Origin of the sequence: Candidatus Palauibacter sp., from assembly GCF_965213655.1 — a bacterium.
In the GTDB taxonomy this organism is placed as follows: domain Bacteria; phylum Gemmatimonadota; class Gemmatimonadetes; order Palauibacterales; family Palauibacteraceae; genus Palauibacter.
This window is the reverse complement of record NZ_CBDBZT010000003.1, coordinates 2,974,363-2,991,778: the sequence shown is the minus strand read 5'-3', so window position 1 is coordinate 2,991,778 and position 17,416 is coordinate 2,974,363. Positions and strand designations below refer to the sequence as shown.

Sequence of the window (17,416 nt, the reverse complement as noted above, 5' to 3'; positions counted from 1 at the left end):
GAAGGGACGAGCACCGACAGGCGTTGTAGACCTCCGAACGCTGAGTCATGTTTCGGGGACGGGGCGGCCGGGGGGTCGGCCGTCCGCTCGCTGACCCGGGCCCGGAGATGTCGCCATGAGCCAGTCACGCCCGCGCTTCCGTCCGTCCTTCCTCGCCTTCACCACCTCGACCGCACTCCTCGTGAGCGCCTGCGCGCCTCCGCAGATGACGATGGAGGAGGCGTGCGCGGATCCCGCCAACGCGATCGTGGCCGAGAACTGTCTCGAAGGGCACCCGGCCACGGAGTGGGACATCAACGGCTACGGGGACCCGAGCATCCAGGGGTTCGGTACGGACATCGGGATCAACCGGGGGGAGACGATCGAGTTCAAGATCGACACGGACTCGGATGACTACCGCATCGACATCTACCGAATGGGCTACTACGGCGGCATGGGCGCGCGTCGGGTGGACTCGTTCGAGCCAGCCGCCACGCTGCCCCAGATCCAGCCGGAGTGCCTGCGGGGCCCGATCCCCGTGCTCGCCGAAGGGGGCGGAATCGAGGAGTGGCCCGCGCCGCTCGTCGACTGCGGCAACTGGGCGGTGTCCGCCTCCTGGCAGGCACCGGCCGACGCGACCTCGGGCATCTACTTCGCCCGGCTCGTGCGCGAGGATCCGATCGAGGGCTGGGTGAAGAACGATGCGTTCGAGCCCACGCCGCTCCCGCCCACCGGCGAGGATTCCCTCTGGGAGGCACCGGGCTTCCACGCCGTGATGCGGAACCCGCTGCGCGAAGCGCGCGCGAGCCACATCTACTTCGTCGTGCGGGACGACGACGGCGAGTCCGACCTGCTCTTCCAGACCTCCGACCTCAACTGGCAGGCCTACAATCGCTACGGAGGCCACAGCGTGTACGGCCGCCTGAATCCCGAGCGGCTTCGACTCCACGGAGGACCGCCGCGGGCGCCGAAAGTGAGCTACAACCGGCCCTTCGAGACGCGTCACTACCGGGCCGTGAACATGGTGTTCAACTCCGAGTATCCCATGGTCCGCTGGCTCGAGCGCAACGGCTTCGACGTGAGCTACAGCTCCGGGGTCGACACGGACCGGCGAGGCGAGGAGCTGCTCGAGCACAAGGTCTTCCTCTCGGTCGGGCACGACGAGTACTGGACAGGCCAACAGCGGCGCAACGTGGAGGCGGCGCTGGCAGCCGGCGTGCACCTGGGCTTCTTCGGTTCGAACGATGTCTTCTGGAAGGTGCGCTGGGAGCCGAGCATCGATGGCTCGGAGCAGCCGTACCGGACCTTCGTTACGTACAAGGAGACGCAGGACCACCGGAAGCTCGATCCGGTCGAGTGGACGGGGTTGTTCCGCGATCACCGTTCGATCAACCCGGAGGGTCCGTGGCCGGAGAACGCGCTCACGGGAACGCTGTTCACGGTGAACGCATGGCGGAACGACCCTCTCATCGTCGACGCGGAGTTCGCCGCTCTGAGGTTCTGGCGTAACACGGAGGTGGCGCGCCTGCGGCCCGGCGAGCGCTACGTGTCGATCAAGGGGATCCTCGGCCACGAGTGGGACTCGGACATCGACAACGGCTTCCGCCCGCCGGGGCTCTTCCGGCTCTCCGCGACGACGATCGACAACCTGCAGTACTGCGTCCATCCCGGGCGGGGGTGCGAGACGGGGTCGGCGACGCACAACGCGGTCCAGTACCGGCATGGGAGCGGCGCGCTCGTCTTCGACACGGGGACGCTGCAGTGGCCGTGGGGCCTCGACGCCCACCACGACACCGAGACCGGCGTCCCGCCCGAACGCCAGAACGGCCAGGACACGCGGGTCGGCGTGGACCCGAACGGCCCCGACCTCGTCCTCCAGCAGGCGACGCTCAACGTGTTCGCGGACATGGGCGTGCAGCCCGCCACGTTCAGCCCGACCTGGTGGCCGCCACCGCTTCGACGGATGACGTGCCGCCGACGTCTTCGTTCGAGGCGCCCTCCGGACCCGATCCGGAGAGCGGCATGATGACGATCAGCGGCACGGCGTCGGACGCGGGAGGCGGAGTCGTCGCGGCAGTCGAGGTGTCGCTGGACGGAGGGGCGACGTGGCGCCCGGCCCGCGGCCGGGCGATCTGGAGCTACGAGTGGGACCCGGACATGGCCGGCGGCGATGTATCGATCTTGAGCCGCGCCGTGGACGACAGCGGCAATCTGGAGACCCCGGGCGAGGGCGCCTGAGCCGAGGAGAGCCGGACCGGCCGGAGCCGACCCGAGCCTTCCCCGCCGTTGTAGACTTCCGACGGCGGGGGCATGTTGCGGGGACGCGACGGCCGGGGGTCGGCCGACGCCTGCTCTGGCCCGGAGATGTCGCCATGATCGCGTCCCAAGCGCGCCTTCGTCCGCTCCCTGCCTCCTCTGTTTTCCTGCTCGCGGCGATCGCGGTATCCGGCTGCGAACTGCAGGTCTCGATGGCGGAGGACCCGTGCGAGAACCCCGCCAACGAGATCGTGGCAGAGAACTGTCTCGAGGGGCATCCGCCCACGGAGTGGGACATCAACAGCTACGGCGACCCCAGCATCCAGGGCTTCGGCACCGACATCGCGATCAACCAGGGCGAGACGATCGAGTTCAAGATCGACACGGACTCGGACGACTACCGGATCGACATCTACCGCATGGGCTATTACGGCGGCATGGGCGCACGCCGGGTCGACTCCTTCGAGCCTTCCGCGACGCTTCCCCAGATCCAGCCGGAGTGCCTGCGGGGCCCGATCCCGGTGCTGGCCGAGGGCGGCGGGATGGACACATGGCCTGCACCGCTCGTGGATTGCGGCAACTGGGCAGTGTCGGCGTCCTGGCAGGCGCCGGAGGACGCGACCTCGGGCATCTACTTCGCGCGACTCGTGCGGGAGGACCCGATAGAGGGCTGGGTGAAGAACGACCAGTTCGAGGCGACTCCACTTCCGCCCACGGGGGAGGATTCGCTGTGGGAGGCGCCAGGATTCCGGGCCGTGATGCGAAACGGCCTTCGCGAGCCGCGCGCCAGCCACATCTACTTCGTCGTGCGAGATGACGACGGCGAGTCCGACATGCTCTTCCAGACGTCGGACGTCACCTGGCAGGCGTACAACCGCTATGGCGGGCACAGCGTGTACGGACGGTTGAACCCGGAGCGCCTTCGCCTCCATGGCGGGGAGCCCCGAGCACCGAAGGTGAGCTACAACCGACCCTTCGAGACGCGGCATTACCGGGCCGTGAACATGGTCTTCAACTCCGAATACCCGATGGTCCGCTGGCTGGAAAAGAACGGCTACCACGTCAGCTATTCCTCGGGGATCGACACGGACCGGCGGGGTGAGGAACTGCTCGAGCACAAGGTCCTCCTCTCGGTCGGTCACGACGAGTACTGGAGCGGGCAGCAGCGGCGGAACGTCGAGGCGGCGAGGGCCGCGGGCCTGAACCTCGCCTTCTTCAGTTCGAACGAGGTCTACTGGAAAGTGCGCTGGGAGGCGAGCATCGATGGCTCCGGAGAGCCCTACCGGACGCTCGTCACGTACAAGGACTCACAGGACCATCGCCGGCTCGATCCGGTGGAATGGACCGGGGAATTCCGGGATCACCGTTCGATCAACGCCGAGGGCCCCTGGCCGGAAAACGCGCTCACGGGGACGCTGTTCACGGTGAACGCATGGCGAAACGACCCCATCATCGTGGACGCCGAGTTCGCGGACCTGCGGTTCTGGCGCAACACGGAGGTGGCGCGGCTGCGGCCCGGAGAACAGTACGTGTCGATTAAGGGGATTCTCGGCCACGAGTGGGACTCGGACATCGACAACGGCTTCCGGCCGCCGGGCCTCTTCCAGGTCGCCGCGACGCCGATCGACAACACGCTCTACTGCGTCCATCCGGGGCGCGGCTGCGAGACGGGCACGGCCACACATCACGCCGTGCTGTACCGGCATGAGAGCGGAGCGCTCGTGTTCGGGTCGGGAACGCTGCAGTGGTCGTGGGGTCTCGACGCGCACCACGACACGGAAACCGGCGTGCCCCCCGAGCGGCAGAACGGGGCGGACACACGCGTCGGCGTCGACCCGCACGGTCCCGACCTCGTCCTGCAGCAGGCGACGATGAACCTCTTCGCCGACATGGGCGTGCAACCCGCCACCAGGCAGCCGGACCTCGTCGCCGCGACGGCTTCAACGGACGAGGTGGCGCCGACCTCCTCCTTCGATCCGCCCTCGGCGCCCGATGCGGAGAGCGGCATGGTCACGATCACGGGGACGGCGTCCGATTCCGGCGGCGGCGTGGTCGCGGCCGTGGAAGTATCGCTCGATGGGGGCGCGACGTGGCGCCCTGCCCGAGGCCGCTCGACCTGGACCTACGCGTACGACCCGGCCGCGATGGAGGACGGCGCATCGATCATGAGTCGCGCGGTGGACGACAGCGGGAACCTCGAGATCCCCGGCGCGAGCAGCGATGCGGACGGTGGAGGCGACTGAGCCGGAGCGTCGCTGCAGACGACCGCGTCGGAGGGTGAGCTACCAGTACTCGACGCCCAGCCCTTCGATTCGGGCGAAGCTCCGCCGGTCTCTCGTCGCGACCCTGTAATCGCGGCTGACCGCCGTGGCCGCGATGATCAGGTCGTGGGAGCCGATCGGGGCTCCGCGCCGACCGAGTTGTCGGGCCAGTGTCGCGTGGGCGCGAGCGGCTTCGAGATCAAATGGCAGTACCGGCAGGACGTCGAGCCACATGTTGAAGGACCGCTCGGCCACCACGCGCCGGGCGCCACGAGCCGCGTGCACACCCTGGAGGAATTCCGAAGCCGTGATGGAAGCCATCGCCAGTGGAGCACCCGTCTCCCGCACGCCGCTGAGGATACGATCAACCTCCAGTTCGCCCCGCTCGACGGCGATCAGGACGCTGGTATCGATCAGCGTTCCCACGGACTCCGAGGCACTTCCTCACGGTTCCAGATTGCGATGCTCTCCTCGATGGCGCTCAGGCACTCCTCATCCAGGGGAGGCCAGGAGCGATGCGCGACGAGGTCGAAGAACTCCTTCAGGGTGAGCGTGCGGTCCTCTTCAGGGCTGATCCGGGCGACGGCTTTTCCGCGGTGCTCCACGACGTACTCGGCGGCCCGCTCACGGACCTCGGTCAGGATCGATCCGAAGTTCTTCGCGGCCTCGGTCGCACTCACCCTGCACACCCGCGGCGGGAAATTCTGCGAATTGGACATGACGAAGCTTATGGGTCTTACGGATGTTCCGCAATTTCCGCATATCCGCTGAACCGACCCGCAAACGCGACCAGGTTCAGCGGTTGGTGGGGAACCCCAGATCGACACGACTCCCGGCCGGATCCGGCCACCGCGTCGTCATCACCTTCGGCTTCGTGTAGAAGTGCACACCCTCGGGGCCGTAGATGCCGTGCGCCCCGAACGCGGACTCCTTCCAGCCGCCGAAGGAGTGGTATCCCACGGGGACCGGAATCGGGACGTTGAGGCCCACCATGCCGGCGTCCGCATCCTCCTGGAACTGCCGCGCGGCCCCCCCGTCGCGGGTGAAGATGGCCGCGCCGTTCCCCCACGCGTTGTCGCGCAGCAGGGCCACGGCCTCGTGATACGAGTCTGCCCGCACGACGCAGAGGACGGGACCAAAGATCTCGTCCCGATAGACCGTCATGTCGGGCGTGACGTGGTCGAGCAGCGTGACGCCGAGGAAAAACCCGTCGCCCTCGAAGCGCGCATCGCGACCATCGACGACGACGCGCGCGCCGGCCTCGGCGCCCTGACGCACGTAATCCGCGACGCGGTCGCGGTGCTCCGCGGTAATGAGCGGACCCATCTCCGAGGCGGGTTCGTCCCCGGGGCCGATGCGCAGTTTCTCCATGCGGGCGCGGATGGCCTCGACGAGCGGATCGGCGCTGTCGCCGACAGCGACCGCGACGGAGATCGCCATGCAGCGCTCCCCGGCCGAGCCGTATGCCGCGGACACGGCGGAGTCAGCGGCCAAGTCGATGTCCGCATCGGGCAGGACGACCATGTGGTTCTTCGCGCCACCGAGCGCCTGCACCCGCTTGCCGTGCGCGGTGGCCGTCTCGTACACGTGCCGGGCGACCGGTGTCGACCCCACGAAGCTCACGGCCTGCACGGCGGGGTGCTCGAGCAGCCGGTTCACGGCCACGTGGTCGCCGTGCACGACGTTGAGCACGCCAGGTGGGAAACCGGCGTCGTGGAAGAGTTCCGCGATCAGGTTCGCGGCGCTGGGGTCGCGAGGTGACGGCTTCAGGATGAACGTGTTCCCGCACGCGATCGCATTCGGGAACATCCAGAGCGGCACCATGGCCGGGAAGTTGAACGGCGTGATCCCCGCCACGACGCCGAGCGGCCGCCGCACGGAGTACACATCCACGCCCGTCGAGGCCTGCTCGTTGTAGGTGCCCTTCAGGTGCTCGGCGAGTCCACAGGCGTACTCGATGTTCTCCAGCCCGCGCGCGACCTCGCCCATCGCGTCGGCGAACACCTTGCCGTGCTCCGCCGTGAGCCGCTTCGCGATCTCCTCGGCGTGCTCGGCGACCAGGTTGCGGTAGGCGAACATGAGCTTCGTTCGCCGGGCGACGCTGACGTCCCGCCACTCGGTAAACGCCGCAACCGCCGCCGCGACCGCGTCGTCAACTTCCTCGACGCTCGCCAGCGGAAGCGCCCCCGTCTGACGGCCCGTGGCGGGGTTGAACACCGGCGACGTCCGGCCGGAAGCTCCGGATCGCGGCTCGCCGCCCACGAAATGGGGAATCCGCTCGACCGAGTCCGTCGCGTCGGCGCTCCCGCGGTCGTCCACCGTCGGCGCCGAGGCCGAAGACAGTACCGTGCTCACTTCACCCCCTCGTGGTAGCCGAGGATCGCCTTCACTTCGAGGAACTCCTCGAGTCCGTGGCGCCCCCACTCGCGGCCGTTCCCGGACTGCTTGTACCCGCCGAACGGGACCCTGAAGTCCGGACGAGCCCCGTTCAGGTTCACCTGGCCCGACCGGATGCGGCGCGCCACCGCCCGGCCGCGTTCCGGATCCCCCGCCGACACGTAGCCGGCGAGGCCGTACGGCGTGTCGTTCGCGATCCGTACCGCATCGTCATCGTCCTCGTATCCGATGAGGACGATGACGGGACCGAAGATCTCCTCACGCGCCACGACCATTTCGTTGTCCACGTGGGAGAAGACCGTGGGCCGTACGTAGTAGCCCCGCTCCATCCCCTCCGGCCGCCCCGGCCCACCCGTGGCGAGGCGCGCGCCCTCCTCGATTCCCGTCTCGATGAGACGCTGGATCTTGTCGAACTGAACGTCCGACACCGCCGGGCCGATCCCGGTGCCCTCGGCCGCCGGATCGCCGACCACGACCTTGCTCGCCGCCGCGGCCGCGATCTCCGCGGCTTCATCCATGCGTGAATGCGGGACGAGCATGCGCGTGGGCGCGTTGCACGACTGGCCGGTGTTGTTGCACACGGCGAACATGCCCCGCGATACGGCCCGCCCGAAGTCGGCGTCGTCCAGGATGATGTTGGCCGACTTTCCGCCCAGCTCCTGCGCCACGCGCTTCACGGTCGGCGCCGCGTTGCGCGCGACCTCCACTCCGGCCCGCGTCGAACCGGTGAAGGAGACCATGTCCACATCGGGGTGCGACGAAAGCGCCGCGCCCACCACCGGACCGGCGCCGTTCACGAGGCTGAAAGCCCCCGCAGGCACGCCGGCTTCATGCATGATTTCGGCGAAGATCAGCGCGTTGAGCGGCGCGACCTCCGATGGCTTGAGCACCATCGTGCACCCCGCCGCCAGCGCCGGCGCCACCTTGCAGGCGATCTGGTTCAGCGGCCAGTTCCACGGCGTGATGAAGGCGCATACGCCCACGGGTTCGCGGACGAGGAGGGACGACCCCAGATCGGTCTCGAACTCGAAGTCGGCGAGGATCTTCAACATCGTCCTGAAGTGGGCTATGCCGGACGGCACCTGCGCCTGGGCGGCGAGGCTCATCGGCGCGCCCATCTCGGCGCTCACGGTCGCAGCCAGCTCCGCCGAACGGGCCGCGTAGCCCTCGCAGATCCGCTCGAGCAGAGCGACTCGCTCTTCCCGGCTCGTCCGCGAGAACGATTCGAAGGCCGCCCCCGCGGCCGCCACCGCCGCGTCCACGTCGGTCTGTCCCCCCATCGCGATGGTGCCGATGACCTCTTCGGTGGCCGGGTTTACGACGTCGAGCGTGCCGGCGTTTGACGGGTCGACCCACGACCCGTCGATGTAAAACTTTCCAAGATTGTTCACGGTTTCCTTCCGGGCCGCAGGGCGGCTTTGTGGTGTCGCGCACTGCGGTGTCGCGCGTTGTGCCTTCCCCGAGCGAATCTCTCATACAACGGGGAACCCCGGCGGGGGGCGACTGCGCCTCCCGCCGGGGTCGATCCTACCCTCCGAGGTCCGCCTCGACTACCGGCGCCCTCGGGTCCTGCCTGCTGCTGGTGGCTACGCTACCGAACTCACCCGCCCAGCCACGACCAGCGGTAGTTCACGCGAACGTAGTAGTAGCCGCCGTTGAAGCCGAACGGCGAGCTCTCCGGATAGAGCAGACCCACGTCGTCGGCCGTGTCCGGATCCTGCGTCGACGGATACGTGTCGAACAGGTTGTTCGCGCCGATAGTGATGGCCGCGTCCTCCGTGATGTCCGTCGACAACTCCAGGTCGACGAGGAACCGGCCGGGGAAGGCCGTGCCCTCGACACCGCCGATCACCACGCCTCCGACATCCAGCCACGAGTCGTACCAGGTGCCGCGCAGGAGGCTGCGCACGCCGCCCAGCGTGTGCATGATGTTGAGCGAACCCCGCCACGAGGGGATGGACTTTTCGAGCTGATCCAGCCGGTCCTGGTCGATGACTTCCGGATTGTGGTCGGTGACCGTCGTGGCGTTGTAGTTGAAGAGCGCGCTGAAGCTCGTGTTGCCGCCCAGCGACGGTGGCGTGTAGTTCGCCACGATGTCGAGCCCCTGCGTCCTCGTGCTGAAGTCGTTCGTGAAGAAACGGAACTCGGCGAGGTTGGCGGCGCTGGTGATGCCATCGGCCAGCAACCCCGCGACCTCTTCGTCCGTGAGCGAGAACGTCCTCGTCTGCGCGAAGCGGTCCGAGATCGCGATCCGGTAATAGTCCATCGTAAGCTTGAACGCATCCGCATCGAACACCGTCCCCGCAGTCAGGCTGAACGCCTTCTCGGGCGACAGCTGCTCCCCGCCTCGAAGCGCCGCAACGCCGGACGTGGAGGGGATCGTGCCCCGGTTCACGAGGTCGCCGATCGTCGCGTCGAACACCGTCGACACGTTGAACGCGTTCTGCTGCCCCGGCGTCGGCGCGCGGAAGCCCGTGCTTCCACCGGCCCGTACCGCGAGCCGTTCGCTGACCTCGAGTCGGCCCGAGACCTTCCCGGTCAACTGGTTACCGAAGTCGGAGAAGTCCTCCCAGCGCAACGCGGCCCCGATCGTCCACGGGTCTTCGCTGCCGCCCAGGTGAAGATCACCGTAGATCGCCACGTTCTGGCGGTCCCAGTCTCCCGACGCGATCGGGCTGAAGCCGGGGAAGCCGTTGGAGGACGAACTGAAGCCCTGCTGGGCGTAGGGGCCGATCTTCCACGACTCGTCCTGCCCCTGTCCGATGATGAAGCGCTCGTCGCGTCGCTCCAGCCCGCCCGCCAGGTGCACCCCGTCGCTCGCCTCGTAGGCGACGTCGAGGTTGAGGTTGAACTCCTCCTGCGTGTAGAGGCCCGGGTCGAAGTGGGTGGGCGTGTCCGGCCCCAGCGCCGCGTTCACCGTGTTGTAGATGAAGAAATCGGAGGTGTGGCTGCCGAAGCTGGCGCTCGCATCCCACGAAAAGCCGCTGCCGTTGCTGCCCTTGACGCCGCTCACGACCGCCCAGTCGGTGACGTTGCCGCCGAACTGGGGCGTGAAGCCGCCGGGGAACATCTCCTGGAAGGAGAAGCAGTTCGGGTCCGCGAACACCTGCGCCAGCGCCACGGGGTCGGGCACGTTGTTCGTGATGCGGACGATGGGGCAGTCCGCCGATCCGAGGCCGTTCGCCTGCAGCACGTCGCCGATGAGTAGCGTCTCGCCCCCGTCACCGCTGAACACCCCGCCGCGCGTGTTCGGGTTACGAAAGAAGAACCCGCCGTCCACCTCCTTGCTGGCGAGGTTTCCGAACGCGTAGAACTGCTCGTCGTCGTTGAACGTGTACCCGGTGTTGAGCCATACCTTGAGGTCGTCGTTGACTTCCGGCGATCCCCAGATCTGGGCCGTGGGCGTGCGCACGGCGCTGTTGCCGGCGGCAAGGAGTCCAAGCGCGTCGCCGCGCTGGATGGCTCGGTCGGTCGGATCCTGATTGCCGTATTCGACACTCAGGTTGGCGAAGCCGTTGGCCCCCAGCGGGACCCCGACGTTGCCGGAGACGGTGAGCATGTCTCCGTCACCCTCGTAGTAGCTGCCGCTCTTCATCTCGATCATGCCGCCGTCGCGGTCGTCCTTGAGGATGAAGTTCATCACGCCGGCGATGGCGTCCGAGCCGTACTGGGCCGACGCGCCGTCGCGCAGAACCTCCACCTGCCGCAGCGCGATGCCGGGAATGGCACCGATATCGACGCCCTGCGCCCCATCCGAGAGACCGGCGCCGAGCCAGGTGATGATCGACCCGCGGTGCCGCCGCTTCCCGTTGATCAGCACCATGGTGTGATCGGACGCGAGCCCCCGCAGGTTGGCCGGGCGGGTGATGGTTGCCGCGTCGCTGATCGGCTCGACGCGGACGTTGTAGGACGGGACCACGGTGCGGAGCAGGAAGTCGATGTTCGTTTCCGCCTGGCTCGTGATCTCGGACACCGGGATCACGTCCACCGGGACCATGGATTCGGTCACCGTTCGCGGCTGCGCGCGGCTTCCGACGACCACCAACTCGCCCAGGTTGATCGCCGAGAGCTCCAGTGGAAAGTCCGCCGTTGCGGCCTGGCCGCTAACGACGGTGACCGTCTGCGTCATGATTGCGTAGCCGATGAGCCGGACTTCGACCATATGGTCGCCAGCCGGGACATCCGGAATCGAATAGGCGCCGCCAGCTCCCGAGCCCACCGATATTTCGAGCGCGGGGATCGCAACCCTCGCGCCGCTGAGGCCGGCGCCGGACTGTCCGCTGGTCACCCTGCCCTCGATCGTCCCCTGGGCATAGGCCGCCGCCGGCATCGCCAGAAAGGCAAGAGCCAGGAATGCTCGTTTCAGCATACTCATCTCCTGAGGTTGGTCGTATCGACTCCCGAAGTTAGTCGTATCAAACAAGTCGGCTCGACACTTCCTATCCCCTGCGGGCCCGAGCCGGTGGCTCGCAGGACGTCCGGAGACCCCTAGAGCGGAGCCCAGGGCATCTCGATGGACCTCCACATGTGTGCGACCGGACTGTTGTCGTACCCGAGACCCTCCTTTGGCTGTTTGAAGTGGCGCCCGATGATGTCGACGAACGGGTCGAGCGAGACTTCCATCCCGTCCTGGAAGGCGTATGTGTCGTTCACGCAGATCATGCGCGCCGAAACGTACAGCGGGTCGCCCTTCGCGTACTCCGCCGCCTGCTTGATGTAGTCCGGCGGGACGTAGTCCTCGCCGAAGATCCGGTTGTACAGCTCCGGGTATTCGTATCCGTACTCCTCGTCGGGATAAAAGCGCAGAGCGCCGTGGTACCGGATGCCCCAACTCACATACTCGGGTACGTACGGTTCATAAAGCTGCGCGCCCCACCAGCCATGATCCACCTTGATCAGGTTCTGCACGGTGTCGTGGAGCAGGCCGGCGAGGACGTTTTCCTCGGGCTGCCCGTCATTTAACGCGTGAGTCGCGCTTTGCAGGACATGCCGGGCCGGCCAGAACCTCCGGCGGAAGAAGTCCTCCAGTGTGGGATTCGCGGGAAGGGCCTCGAGGACCGTGTCGCTGGGCTTGAAGAGGTTGCCGGTGCCGCGGGGGGCGCTGACTTCCTGCTCAACTTCGTGATCGTGGTCGCCGTGTTCGTCCGCGAACTCGGCTTCGGCCTCTGCCGCCTCGGCCAGCAAGTCGTTCTCGTCGAGGAGTCGCGGGTCGAGGTCTTCGGTCCGTGGAACGGGGCCGTCGTGGTGATGGTGGTCGTGGACGTGGCCCGGATCCTCGCCATCGAGGAGGTCGCACATGTAGTGCTCCAGGGCTTCCGCCTTGTCCTCGGGCGTCATGACGGCGAGGGCGCCGGCACCTACCGAAGCGAGGAATCTTCTGCGATCGATCTCCATGATTCCCTCCCGGCTCTGGAGGCTGGCTGACGGCTACATGTCCAAGTTGACTCAACAGGCACGCGACCGCTAGGTGGGGCGGCCCCGACCGGTAGTCCGTGTTGACCGATTACGCGGAGGGAACCGCCGGCACCCCGCAAGAAAACGGGGGCCGTCCCGCTTCAGGACGACCCCCCGCTCTCCTGCGGCCCTCTACGCCCCATCTGCCCGCGGATCAGTAGGCCTGTTTGACCACGTTCTCGGCTTTGGGGCCCTTCGGCCCGTCCACGACATCGAGTTCGACTTTTTCGCCTTCCGCCAGACTCCGGAAACCGTCGGACTGGATCGCCGTGTGGTGAACGAAGACCTCCGCGGACCCATCGTCGAGCGCGATGAATCCGAAGCCCTTCTGATCGTTGAACCACTTGACTGTGCCGCTTCTGCGCATGCCCGTGCTCCTGCTTTGTATCGGTGTCGCCGAGAGTACGGGCTAGCCGCACATGCCGACCACAATGCCGGCGAACCTGAACCGGTTCGCGTTTTCCGGAGCCCAGCATACATGGGGAATTTGCGGTTGTCCATGCGGTCGTGGGACGTGTCTATTTCCTCACCAGCAGGAAATCACGGAGCTGCAGCTTCGTCTGGTGGTCCTGCATCCGCACGCCGCGCATGTTCTGGCCGCGGACATAGGTCCGCTGCCAACCCTCCTTAACCGCCTCTTCATCATGCGCATGGAGGTCGTCGATGAACCGGGCTCGCGACTCGTTCCAGGCCGTGTACTGGTTGGCGATGAGTTTGTCGTCCCACAGCTCGCGCGCGCGGGGGCGCACCTCCTCCAGATAGTGTCGGGGGATGGGTACGATCCGGCAGACGGGCTCTCCCTCGTCGAAGCGGATCCACTGCTTCGGCCGCGTGATCTTCCAGTTCATCGTGAACGAGAACGGAGCCCAGTCGGTCTCGACGATGCCGTCGAGCGGAGCGATCCCGTCCTTCGGAAGGTTGGGGCAGCCCCTCACCCAGAGGTTGTGGCCCTTCGTGGTGCGGAAGAGATAGCCCGGCGTGAAGGTGAGAACCCCGCTCCCGAAATGGCTCGCGATGGTGGGGTGCGGCTCGTCCTCCCAGCGGAACCGGACGGACTCAAGCTCGACGCCACCGTCCCAGCGAACCCAGAAGCGCGTGGGACAGAGCAGGTCCCATCCGGCCTGGTTCGCGATGAGCAGCGGGAGGCATCGGTATGCGAAGCGATCCGGCGTTTCGTCCATCCACTCGCGGCGCTTGTTGCCTGCCGCAAGCTCGAGGGGCGTGTCGGATACCTTGAACGCCGTCAGTTCGATGCCGCGCGCGGACCGGGGCCGCGCTTTCGCCTTCTTCGCCACCGCGGGCCGCCGTACGCTAGCCCGTATGCCGCGTGGGGACCCGGTTCGACGGCCCGATGCCACCGCCACCGCCGGAATCCTCGAAGAGCGACTTGCCCAGATCCAGAGGCACGAGCTGGCCGCCGATGTCCGCAACGCCCCGTATCCGTACCCAACGATCGAGAAGCGTTACCTGGAGCACCGTCTCGAACCCCTCGCTCCTCGCGGTGGGGTCGATCTTCATCGTGATCCGTCGCCTGTCGACATCGTACTCCCACGAGCCGTAAAACCGGGTGTTGAGGGTCGTGCCACCCGGACCGAGTCCGGTCAGCCTCACCCGTGAGCTCAGGTTCTGGATCGACCCGAACACGAGACGGATGTCCGAGCCGGCCGGCAGGGGCTGGAAATCGTCGGGAAGATGCGGCAGCTCGCGCCTGAGGAGCTCGAGGGGTCGATAGGCGCCGACGATGGTGTGATGGACGGTTCGGTATGCGGGCCCGTAAGGGTTGTTGTCGAATTCACACCCCGAGACGGCGGCCAGCAGGGCAGCCACCGAAATCGTCCGCGCAATGTCTCGCGTCCTGACTCGTGCCTTGAAGAGTCCCATGATACCCCCCAACCTTCGTTGCGGCCGCTGGTCCGCGGGATGTGCACAGGGTCGTCCGCGGCATACCTTCCGACCTCAGCGCGCCGACTCTTTCGCCCCTTATGAGACCGTCGGGAGGGGGCTGCGGCAAGCCTGCACGCGCACGCGAGTCGCGGTTCGGGACGTTGCGCCGCTCATGTCGGCTCGGCAGGGTTGTCGCCTCAGCGACCCTAACTCCAACCCCGAGTCCCTCACATCGATGCTTACGATACGCCCCATCCAACGCGCTCTTGTACCCGTGGATTCCGCGGCCGCCCGCCGCGTTTCGGCGCTGAACTACGACGAGTTCCAGGGAGACGTCGAGATCTGGGAGGCCATTCGGAGCGCGCCGGACTCTGTTCTCGGCGTGACCATGGCGCACTGCGCGGTCGACAGTCCGGCCGCGATCCTGCCGGGAGACTCGGAGGCGTCGCTGGAACTCGCGCACCGCAACTTCCAGCGGATGATCGCTTCGCCGCTCACGCGCGAAGCGAAGCGAATCCTGTACCTCTACGAGATTGCGGACCCGCAGCGTCCCGGTGTGCGGCAGATCGGCCTCGGAGGGCTGGCCCCCACGGCCGAGATTCGAACGGATGACACGCCCGACGGGCCGATCATCCGGAACGAAGGCGTGCGCCCGCCCAAGGCCAAGGGGCGCGCGCGACTCATCGAGGCGACCGGCGCCATCATCGGGACCGTGAACAACGCGGTGCCCGACGAGTCGGGAGGGTTCGCGGCGACGCTCGAACGCCACGCGGACCGAACCTCACCGGACTTCGCGGTCGAGGGATCGGGAGGAACGACCCATCGCATCTGGCTCATCGCGGAGCCGGGCGCCATCGCGCGCCTCCAGCGACTGCTGGCCGCGGAGCCCGAGGCCTACGTGGCCGACGGCAACCACCGGAGCGCGGCCGCCGCCATGCTGGGGCACGAGTCTTTCCTCACGGTGTTCTTTCCGGCGGACCGGATGGGGATTTCGCCCTACAACCGGCTGGTTCGGCTCCCCGGCGAACGTGAGGCGACCGACGTGGACGCGGCGCTGGAGCGGTCGTTCGAGGTGTCCTCCGCCGGGGACGAGCCCCTCCAGCCCGACGCCACTCATGTGATCGGCGTCTATTCCGCGGGGCGCGGCTGGCGGCGCGCGACGCCGCGGAGCGGGGTGTACGACGAGACGGACGCCGCCGGCTCCATCGACCACGACATCGTGCAGCGCACACTCCTGGCGGATCTCGGTATCGCCGACGCGGCGGACGACCGACTCACCTTCGTGGGCGCCAACAGGGACGCGGCGTGGCTCGCGACACAGGTCGACGCGGGTCGTGCGGAGCTCGCCGTGACGCTACCCGCCGTGACGATGCGTCAGTTCATCGCGGTGTGCCGGCAGCGGCGGATGATGCCCCCGAAATCGACCTGGTTCGTGCCGAAGATCCGAAGCGGGCTCGTCATGGCGTTCCTCGACGACAGCTAGCGTTCCTCCGCCCGGGCTCGCAGCGCGGCGCGGTCGACTTTCCCCAGGTGCGTCCTGGGCAGGTCCGTCACCACGTGGACGGCGGCCGGCGTCTTGTACGAGGCCAGTCGTGAGGCGACGAACTCGCTGAGTCTCGCCGCAAGCTCGCCGGTTCCCCGCGCCGCCGATTTCGCCGGGACGACCCAGGCGACGGGCTCCACGAGACCCTCGCGGGTCGGCACACCTACCACGGCCGCATCCGCTACCGCCGCGTGTTGAAGCAGGCAGTCCTCCACCTCGCCGGGAGAGAGCCATTTTCCCTTTACCTTGAGCATGTCGTCGCCACGCCCGCAGTAGCGGAACACCCCGTGTTCGTCGCGGACGATCATGTCGCCCGACACGTACCATTCGCCCCGGAAGGCGTCCGCCGAGGCTTCGGCCCGCTGCCAGTACCCGAGCGCCCGCGAGCCTCCGCGGACCTGGAGCCAACCCACCTCGCCATCCGGGAGTTCCCGGCCCTCGTCGTCGCAGACCCGCACCTCGAAGCCCGGGACCACGCGCCCCAGCGTTCCCGGATGGACCTCGTCCGGACGGTTGCTCAGAAAGATGTGCCACATCTCCGCTGTCCCCAGGCCGTCCAGGAGCGGCACGCCCCAGGTGTCCCGCCAGCGCCGGTGAAGTGCGGGCGGCAGCGCCTCGCCCGCCGAGGTCGCGAGACGAAGGCATGAGAGATCGCGCCCGGCGGCGTCCGGGTGGGCGACCATGTAACGGATCATGGTGGGGACGTTGACAAGTACCGTGGGACGGAAGCTCTCGATTTTCTCGAACAGAACCTCTGGCGTGCATCGTTCCGCGAAGAGGGTCGCCGTCGCGCCGGCCGAGAAGGGGAAGAAGAGGTTGGATCCAGTGGCGTATCCGAAGAAGAGCTTGGGGACCGAGAGTGTGATGTCGCCTTCCGTCAGACCCAGCACCCGCTTGCCGTAACACTCCGTCGTATTCGCGAACGAGGCGTGCGTCTGCACGACGCCCTTCGGGCGCCCCGTCGTCCCGCCGCTGAACAGCCACAGCGCGGGGTCGTCCCGGTGGGTCGGGAAGGGTTCCAGCGTCGTGGGCTGGGCGCGCAGCCGTTCCGCGAACGCCGGTTCGTCCACCACGAAGGTCTCGCGCGGCGCGGAGATCTCCTCGCCCCAGCAGGGGCCGCCTCCGGGGTCCGCATCGGTTTCTGCCGCGGCGGACGCCCCCTCGCGGAAGAAGGGGGCGCGGGCGGCATCCACGAGCAGCACGGCGCCGCGCGTGTAGCGGTAGAAATACGAGATCTCGTCCCGCCGGAGATACGGGTTCAGCATGACGCCCACGGCGCCGATCCGCAGCGCGCCGAAGAGGGCGCCGACGAAGTCCGGTCCGTCCGGGAGCGCCAGGAGGACCCGCTCCTCCGGCCGCACGCCGGCGCGACGCAGGAGGTGGCCGTAGCGGTTCGCCAGCGCGTCGACCTCGGCGTAGGAGATCTCGCCGACGTCCGTGAGGAGGGCGCGGCGGTCGCCCCGCCCTTCCCGGATGCGGTCGCCGAGGAAGTATTCGGCGATGTTGAAGCGCTCGGGCGGATCGAAGATCGGCTGTGGAACGGCGTCTCGCATCGGGCTCCGGCGGCCGGGGGTCGTCCGGTGCATCAGGGGTCAGGCTCGCTTTCAGCACGGTATGCGCGATCCGGCGCCTCTACAACCGA

Annotated in this window: 13 protein-coding genes and 1 pseudogene; 4 read left to right on the top strand and 10 right to left on the bottom strand. The window is 67.6% G+C overall.

The features are described 5' to 3' along the window. Positions 1 to 115: 115 nt before the first annotated feature. The 3 genes and pseudogenes from ACOOGH_RS15385 to ACOOGH_RS15375 all read left to right on the top strand — a co-directional run. Complete coding sequence (locus tag ACOOGH_RS15385) at positions 116 to 2,005, top strand: N,N-dimethylformamidase beta subunit family domain-containing protein (protein ID WP_420449755.1); 1,890 nt, start codon at positions 116 to 118, stop codon at positions 2,003 to 2,005. Continuing rightward, entirely contained in the window at positions 2,002 to 2,217 is a 216-nt protein-coding gene (locus tag ACOOGH_RS15380) for an Ig-like domain-containing protein (RefSeq protein ID WP_420449754.1), read from the top strand. Before ACOOGH_RS15385 ends, ACOOGH_RS15380 begins: the two co-directional genes overlap by 4 nt. Before the next feature lie 326 nt (positions 2,218 to 2,543). Then, positions 2,544 to 4,478 (top strand): annotated as a pseudogene (locus ACOOGH_RS15375) (N,N-dimethylformamidase beta subunit family domain-containing protein); the annotation flags it as partial. A gap of 39 nt (positions 4,479 to 4,517) precedes the next feature. Here ACOOGH_RS15375 and ACOOGH_RS15370 read toward each other — a convergent pair. The 9 genes from ACOOGH_RS15370 to ACOOGH_RS15330 all read right to left on the bottom strand — a co-directional run bounded on the left by ACOOGH_RS15370 (position 4,518) and on the right by ACOOGH_RS15330 (position 14,228). Beyond that, a complete protein-coding gene (locus tag ACOOGH_RS15370) occupies positions 4,518 to 4,922 on the bottom strand; it encodes a PIN domain-containing protein (protein WP_420449753.1) in 405 nt (134 codons plus the stop codon). Beyond that, on the bottom strand, positions 4,910 to 5,176 hold the full coding sequence (locus tag ACOOGH_RS15365) for a hypothetical protein (RefSeq protein WP_420449752.1): 267 nt from the start codon (positions 5,174 to 5,176) through the stop codon (positions 4,910 to 4,912). The genes ACOOGH_RS15370 and ACOOGH_RS15365 overlap by 13 nt, the downstream gene beginning before the upstream one ends. A 115-nt stretch (positions 5,177 to 5,291) precedes the next feature. Continuing rightward, the gene (locus ACOOGH_RS15360; protein WP_420450146.1) at positions 5,292 to 6,815 is read right to left on the bottom strand and encodes a CoA-acylating methylmalonate-semialdehyde dehydrogenase; all 1,524 of its coding nucleotides are present in this window, start codon (positions 6,813 to 6,815) and stop codon (positions 5,292 to 5,294) included. 32 nt (positions 6,816 to 6,847) lie between these two features. Further along, positions 6,848 to 8,284, bottom strand: coding sequence for an aldehyde dehydrogenase family protein (locus tag ACOOGH_RS15355; RefSeq protein ID WP_420449751.1), 1,437 nt, complete (start codon positions 8,282 to 8,284; stop codon positions 6,848 to 6,850). Positions 8,285 to 8,493: 209 nt separating this feature from the next. Continuing rightward, entirely contained in the window at positions 8,494 to 11,262 is a 2,769-nt protein-coding gene (locus ACOOGH_RS15350) for a TonB-dependent receptor (RefSeq protein WP_420449750.1), read from the bottom strand. A gap of 119 nt (positions 11,263 to 11,381) precedes the next feature. Next, positions 11,382 to 12,287, bottom strand: coding sequence for a hypothetical protein (locus tag ACOOGH_RS15345; RefSeq protein WP_420449749.1), 906 nt, complete (start codon positions 12,285 to 12,287; stop codon positions 11,382 to 11,384). A 214-nt stretch (positions 12,288 to 12,501) separates the two neighbouring features. Continuing rightward, positions 12,502 to 12,714 carry a cold shock domain-containing protein gene (locus tag ACOOGH_RS15340; RefSeq protein WP_420449748.1) on the bottom strand — a complete coding sequence of 71 codons (213 nt, stop codon included), beginning with the start codon at positions 12,712 to 12,714 and terminating at the stop codon, positions 12,502 to 12,504. A 151-nt stretch (positions 12,715 to 12,865) separates the two neighbouring features. Then, positions 12,866 to 13,642: a DUF6065 family protein gene (locus ACOOGH_RS15335; protein ID WP_420449747.1), complete on the bottom strand. Its 777-nt coding sequence runs from the start codon at positions 13,640 to 13,642 to the stop codon at positions 12,866 to 12,868. Between the two features lie 16 nt (positions 13,643 to 13,658). Next, the gene (locus ACOOGH_RS15330; protein ID WP_420449746.1) at positions 13,659 to 14,228 is read right to left on the bottom strand and encodes a hypothetical protein; all 570 of its coding nucleotides are present in this window, start codon (positions 14,226 to 14,228) and stop codon (positions 13,659 to 13,661) included. 238 nt (positions 14,229 to 14,466) lie between these two features. Here ACOOGH_RS15330 and ACOOGH_RS15325 point away from each other — a divergent pair, with 238 nt between their 5' ends. After that, entirely contained in the window at positions 14,467 to 15,714 is a 1,248-nt protein-coding gene (locus ACOOGH_RS15325; protein ID WP_420449745.1) for a DUF1015 family protein, read from the top strand. On the opposite strand, the gene ACOOGH_RS15320 is transcribed toward ACOOGH_RS15325, so the two are convergent. Next, positions 15,711 to 17,327 carry a benzoate-CoA ligase family protein gene (locus ACOOGH_RS15320; RefSeq protein ID WP_420449744.1) on the bottom strand — a complete coding sequence of 539 codons (1,617 nt, stop codon included), beginning with the start codon at positions 17,325 to 17,327 and terminating at the stop codon, positions 15,711 to 15,713. The two genes, ACOOGH_RS15325 and ACOOGH_RS15320, sit on opposite strands and share 4 nt — an antisense overlap. Between the last annotated feature and the right edge of the window lie 89 nt (positions 17,328 to 17,416).

Coding starts and splice junctions, on each gene's coding strand:
- ACOOGH_RS15385 (WP_420449755.1), top strand. CDS start 116: ATGAGCCAGTCACGCCCGCGCTTCCGTCCGTCCTTCCTCGCCTTCACC.
- ACOOGH_RS15380 (WP_420449754.1), top strand. CDS start 2,002: ATGATGACGATCAGCGGCACGGCGTCGGACGCGGGAGGCGGAGTCGTC.
- ACOOGH_RS15350 (WP_420449750.1), bottom strand. CDS start 11,262: ATGCTGAAACGAGCATTCCTGGCTCTTGCCTTTCTGGCGATGCCGGCG.
- ACOOGH_RS15345 (WP_420449749.1), bottom strand. CDS start 12,287: ATGGAGATCGATCGCAGAAGATTCCTCGCTTCGGTAGGTGCCGGCGCC.
- ACOOGH_RS15340 (WP_420449748.1), bottom strand. CDS start 12,714: ATGCGCAGAAGCGGCACAGTCAAGTGGTTCAACGATCAGAAGGGCTTC.
- ACOOGH_RS15330 (WP_420449746.1), bottom strand. CDS start 14,228: ATGGGACTCTTCAAGGCACGAGTCAGGACGCGAGACATTGCGCGGACG.
- ACOOGH_RS15325 (WP_420449745.1), top strand. CDS start 14,467: ATGCTTACGATACGCCCCATCCAACGCGCTCTTGTACCCGTGGATTCC.
- ACOOGH_RS15320 (WP_420449744.1), bottom strand. CDS start 17,327: ATGCGAGACGCCGTTCCACAGCCGATCTTCGATCCGCCCGAGCGCTTC.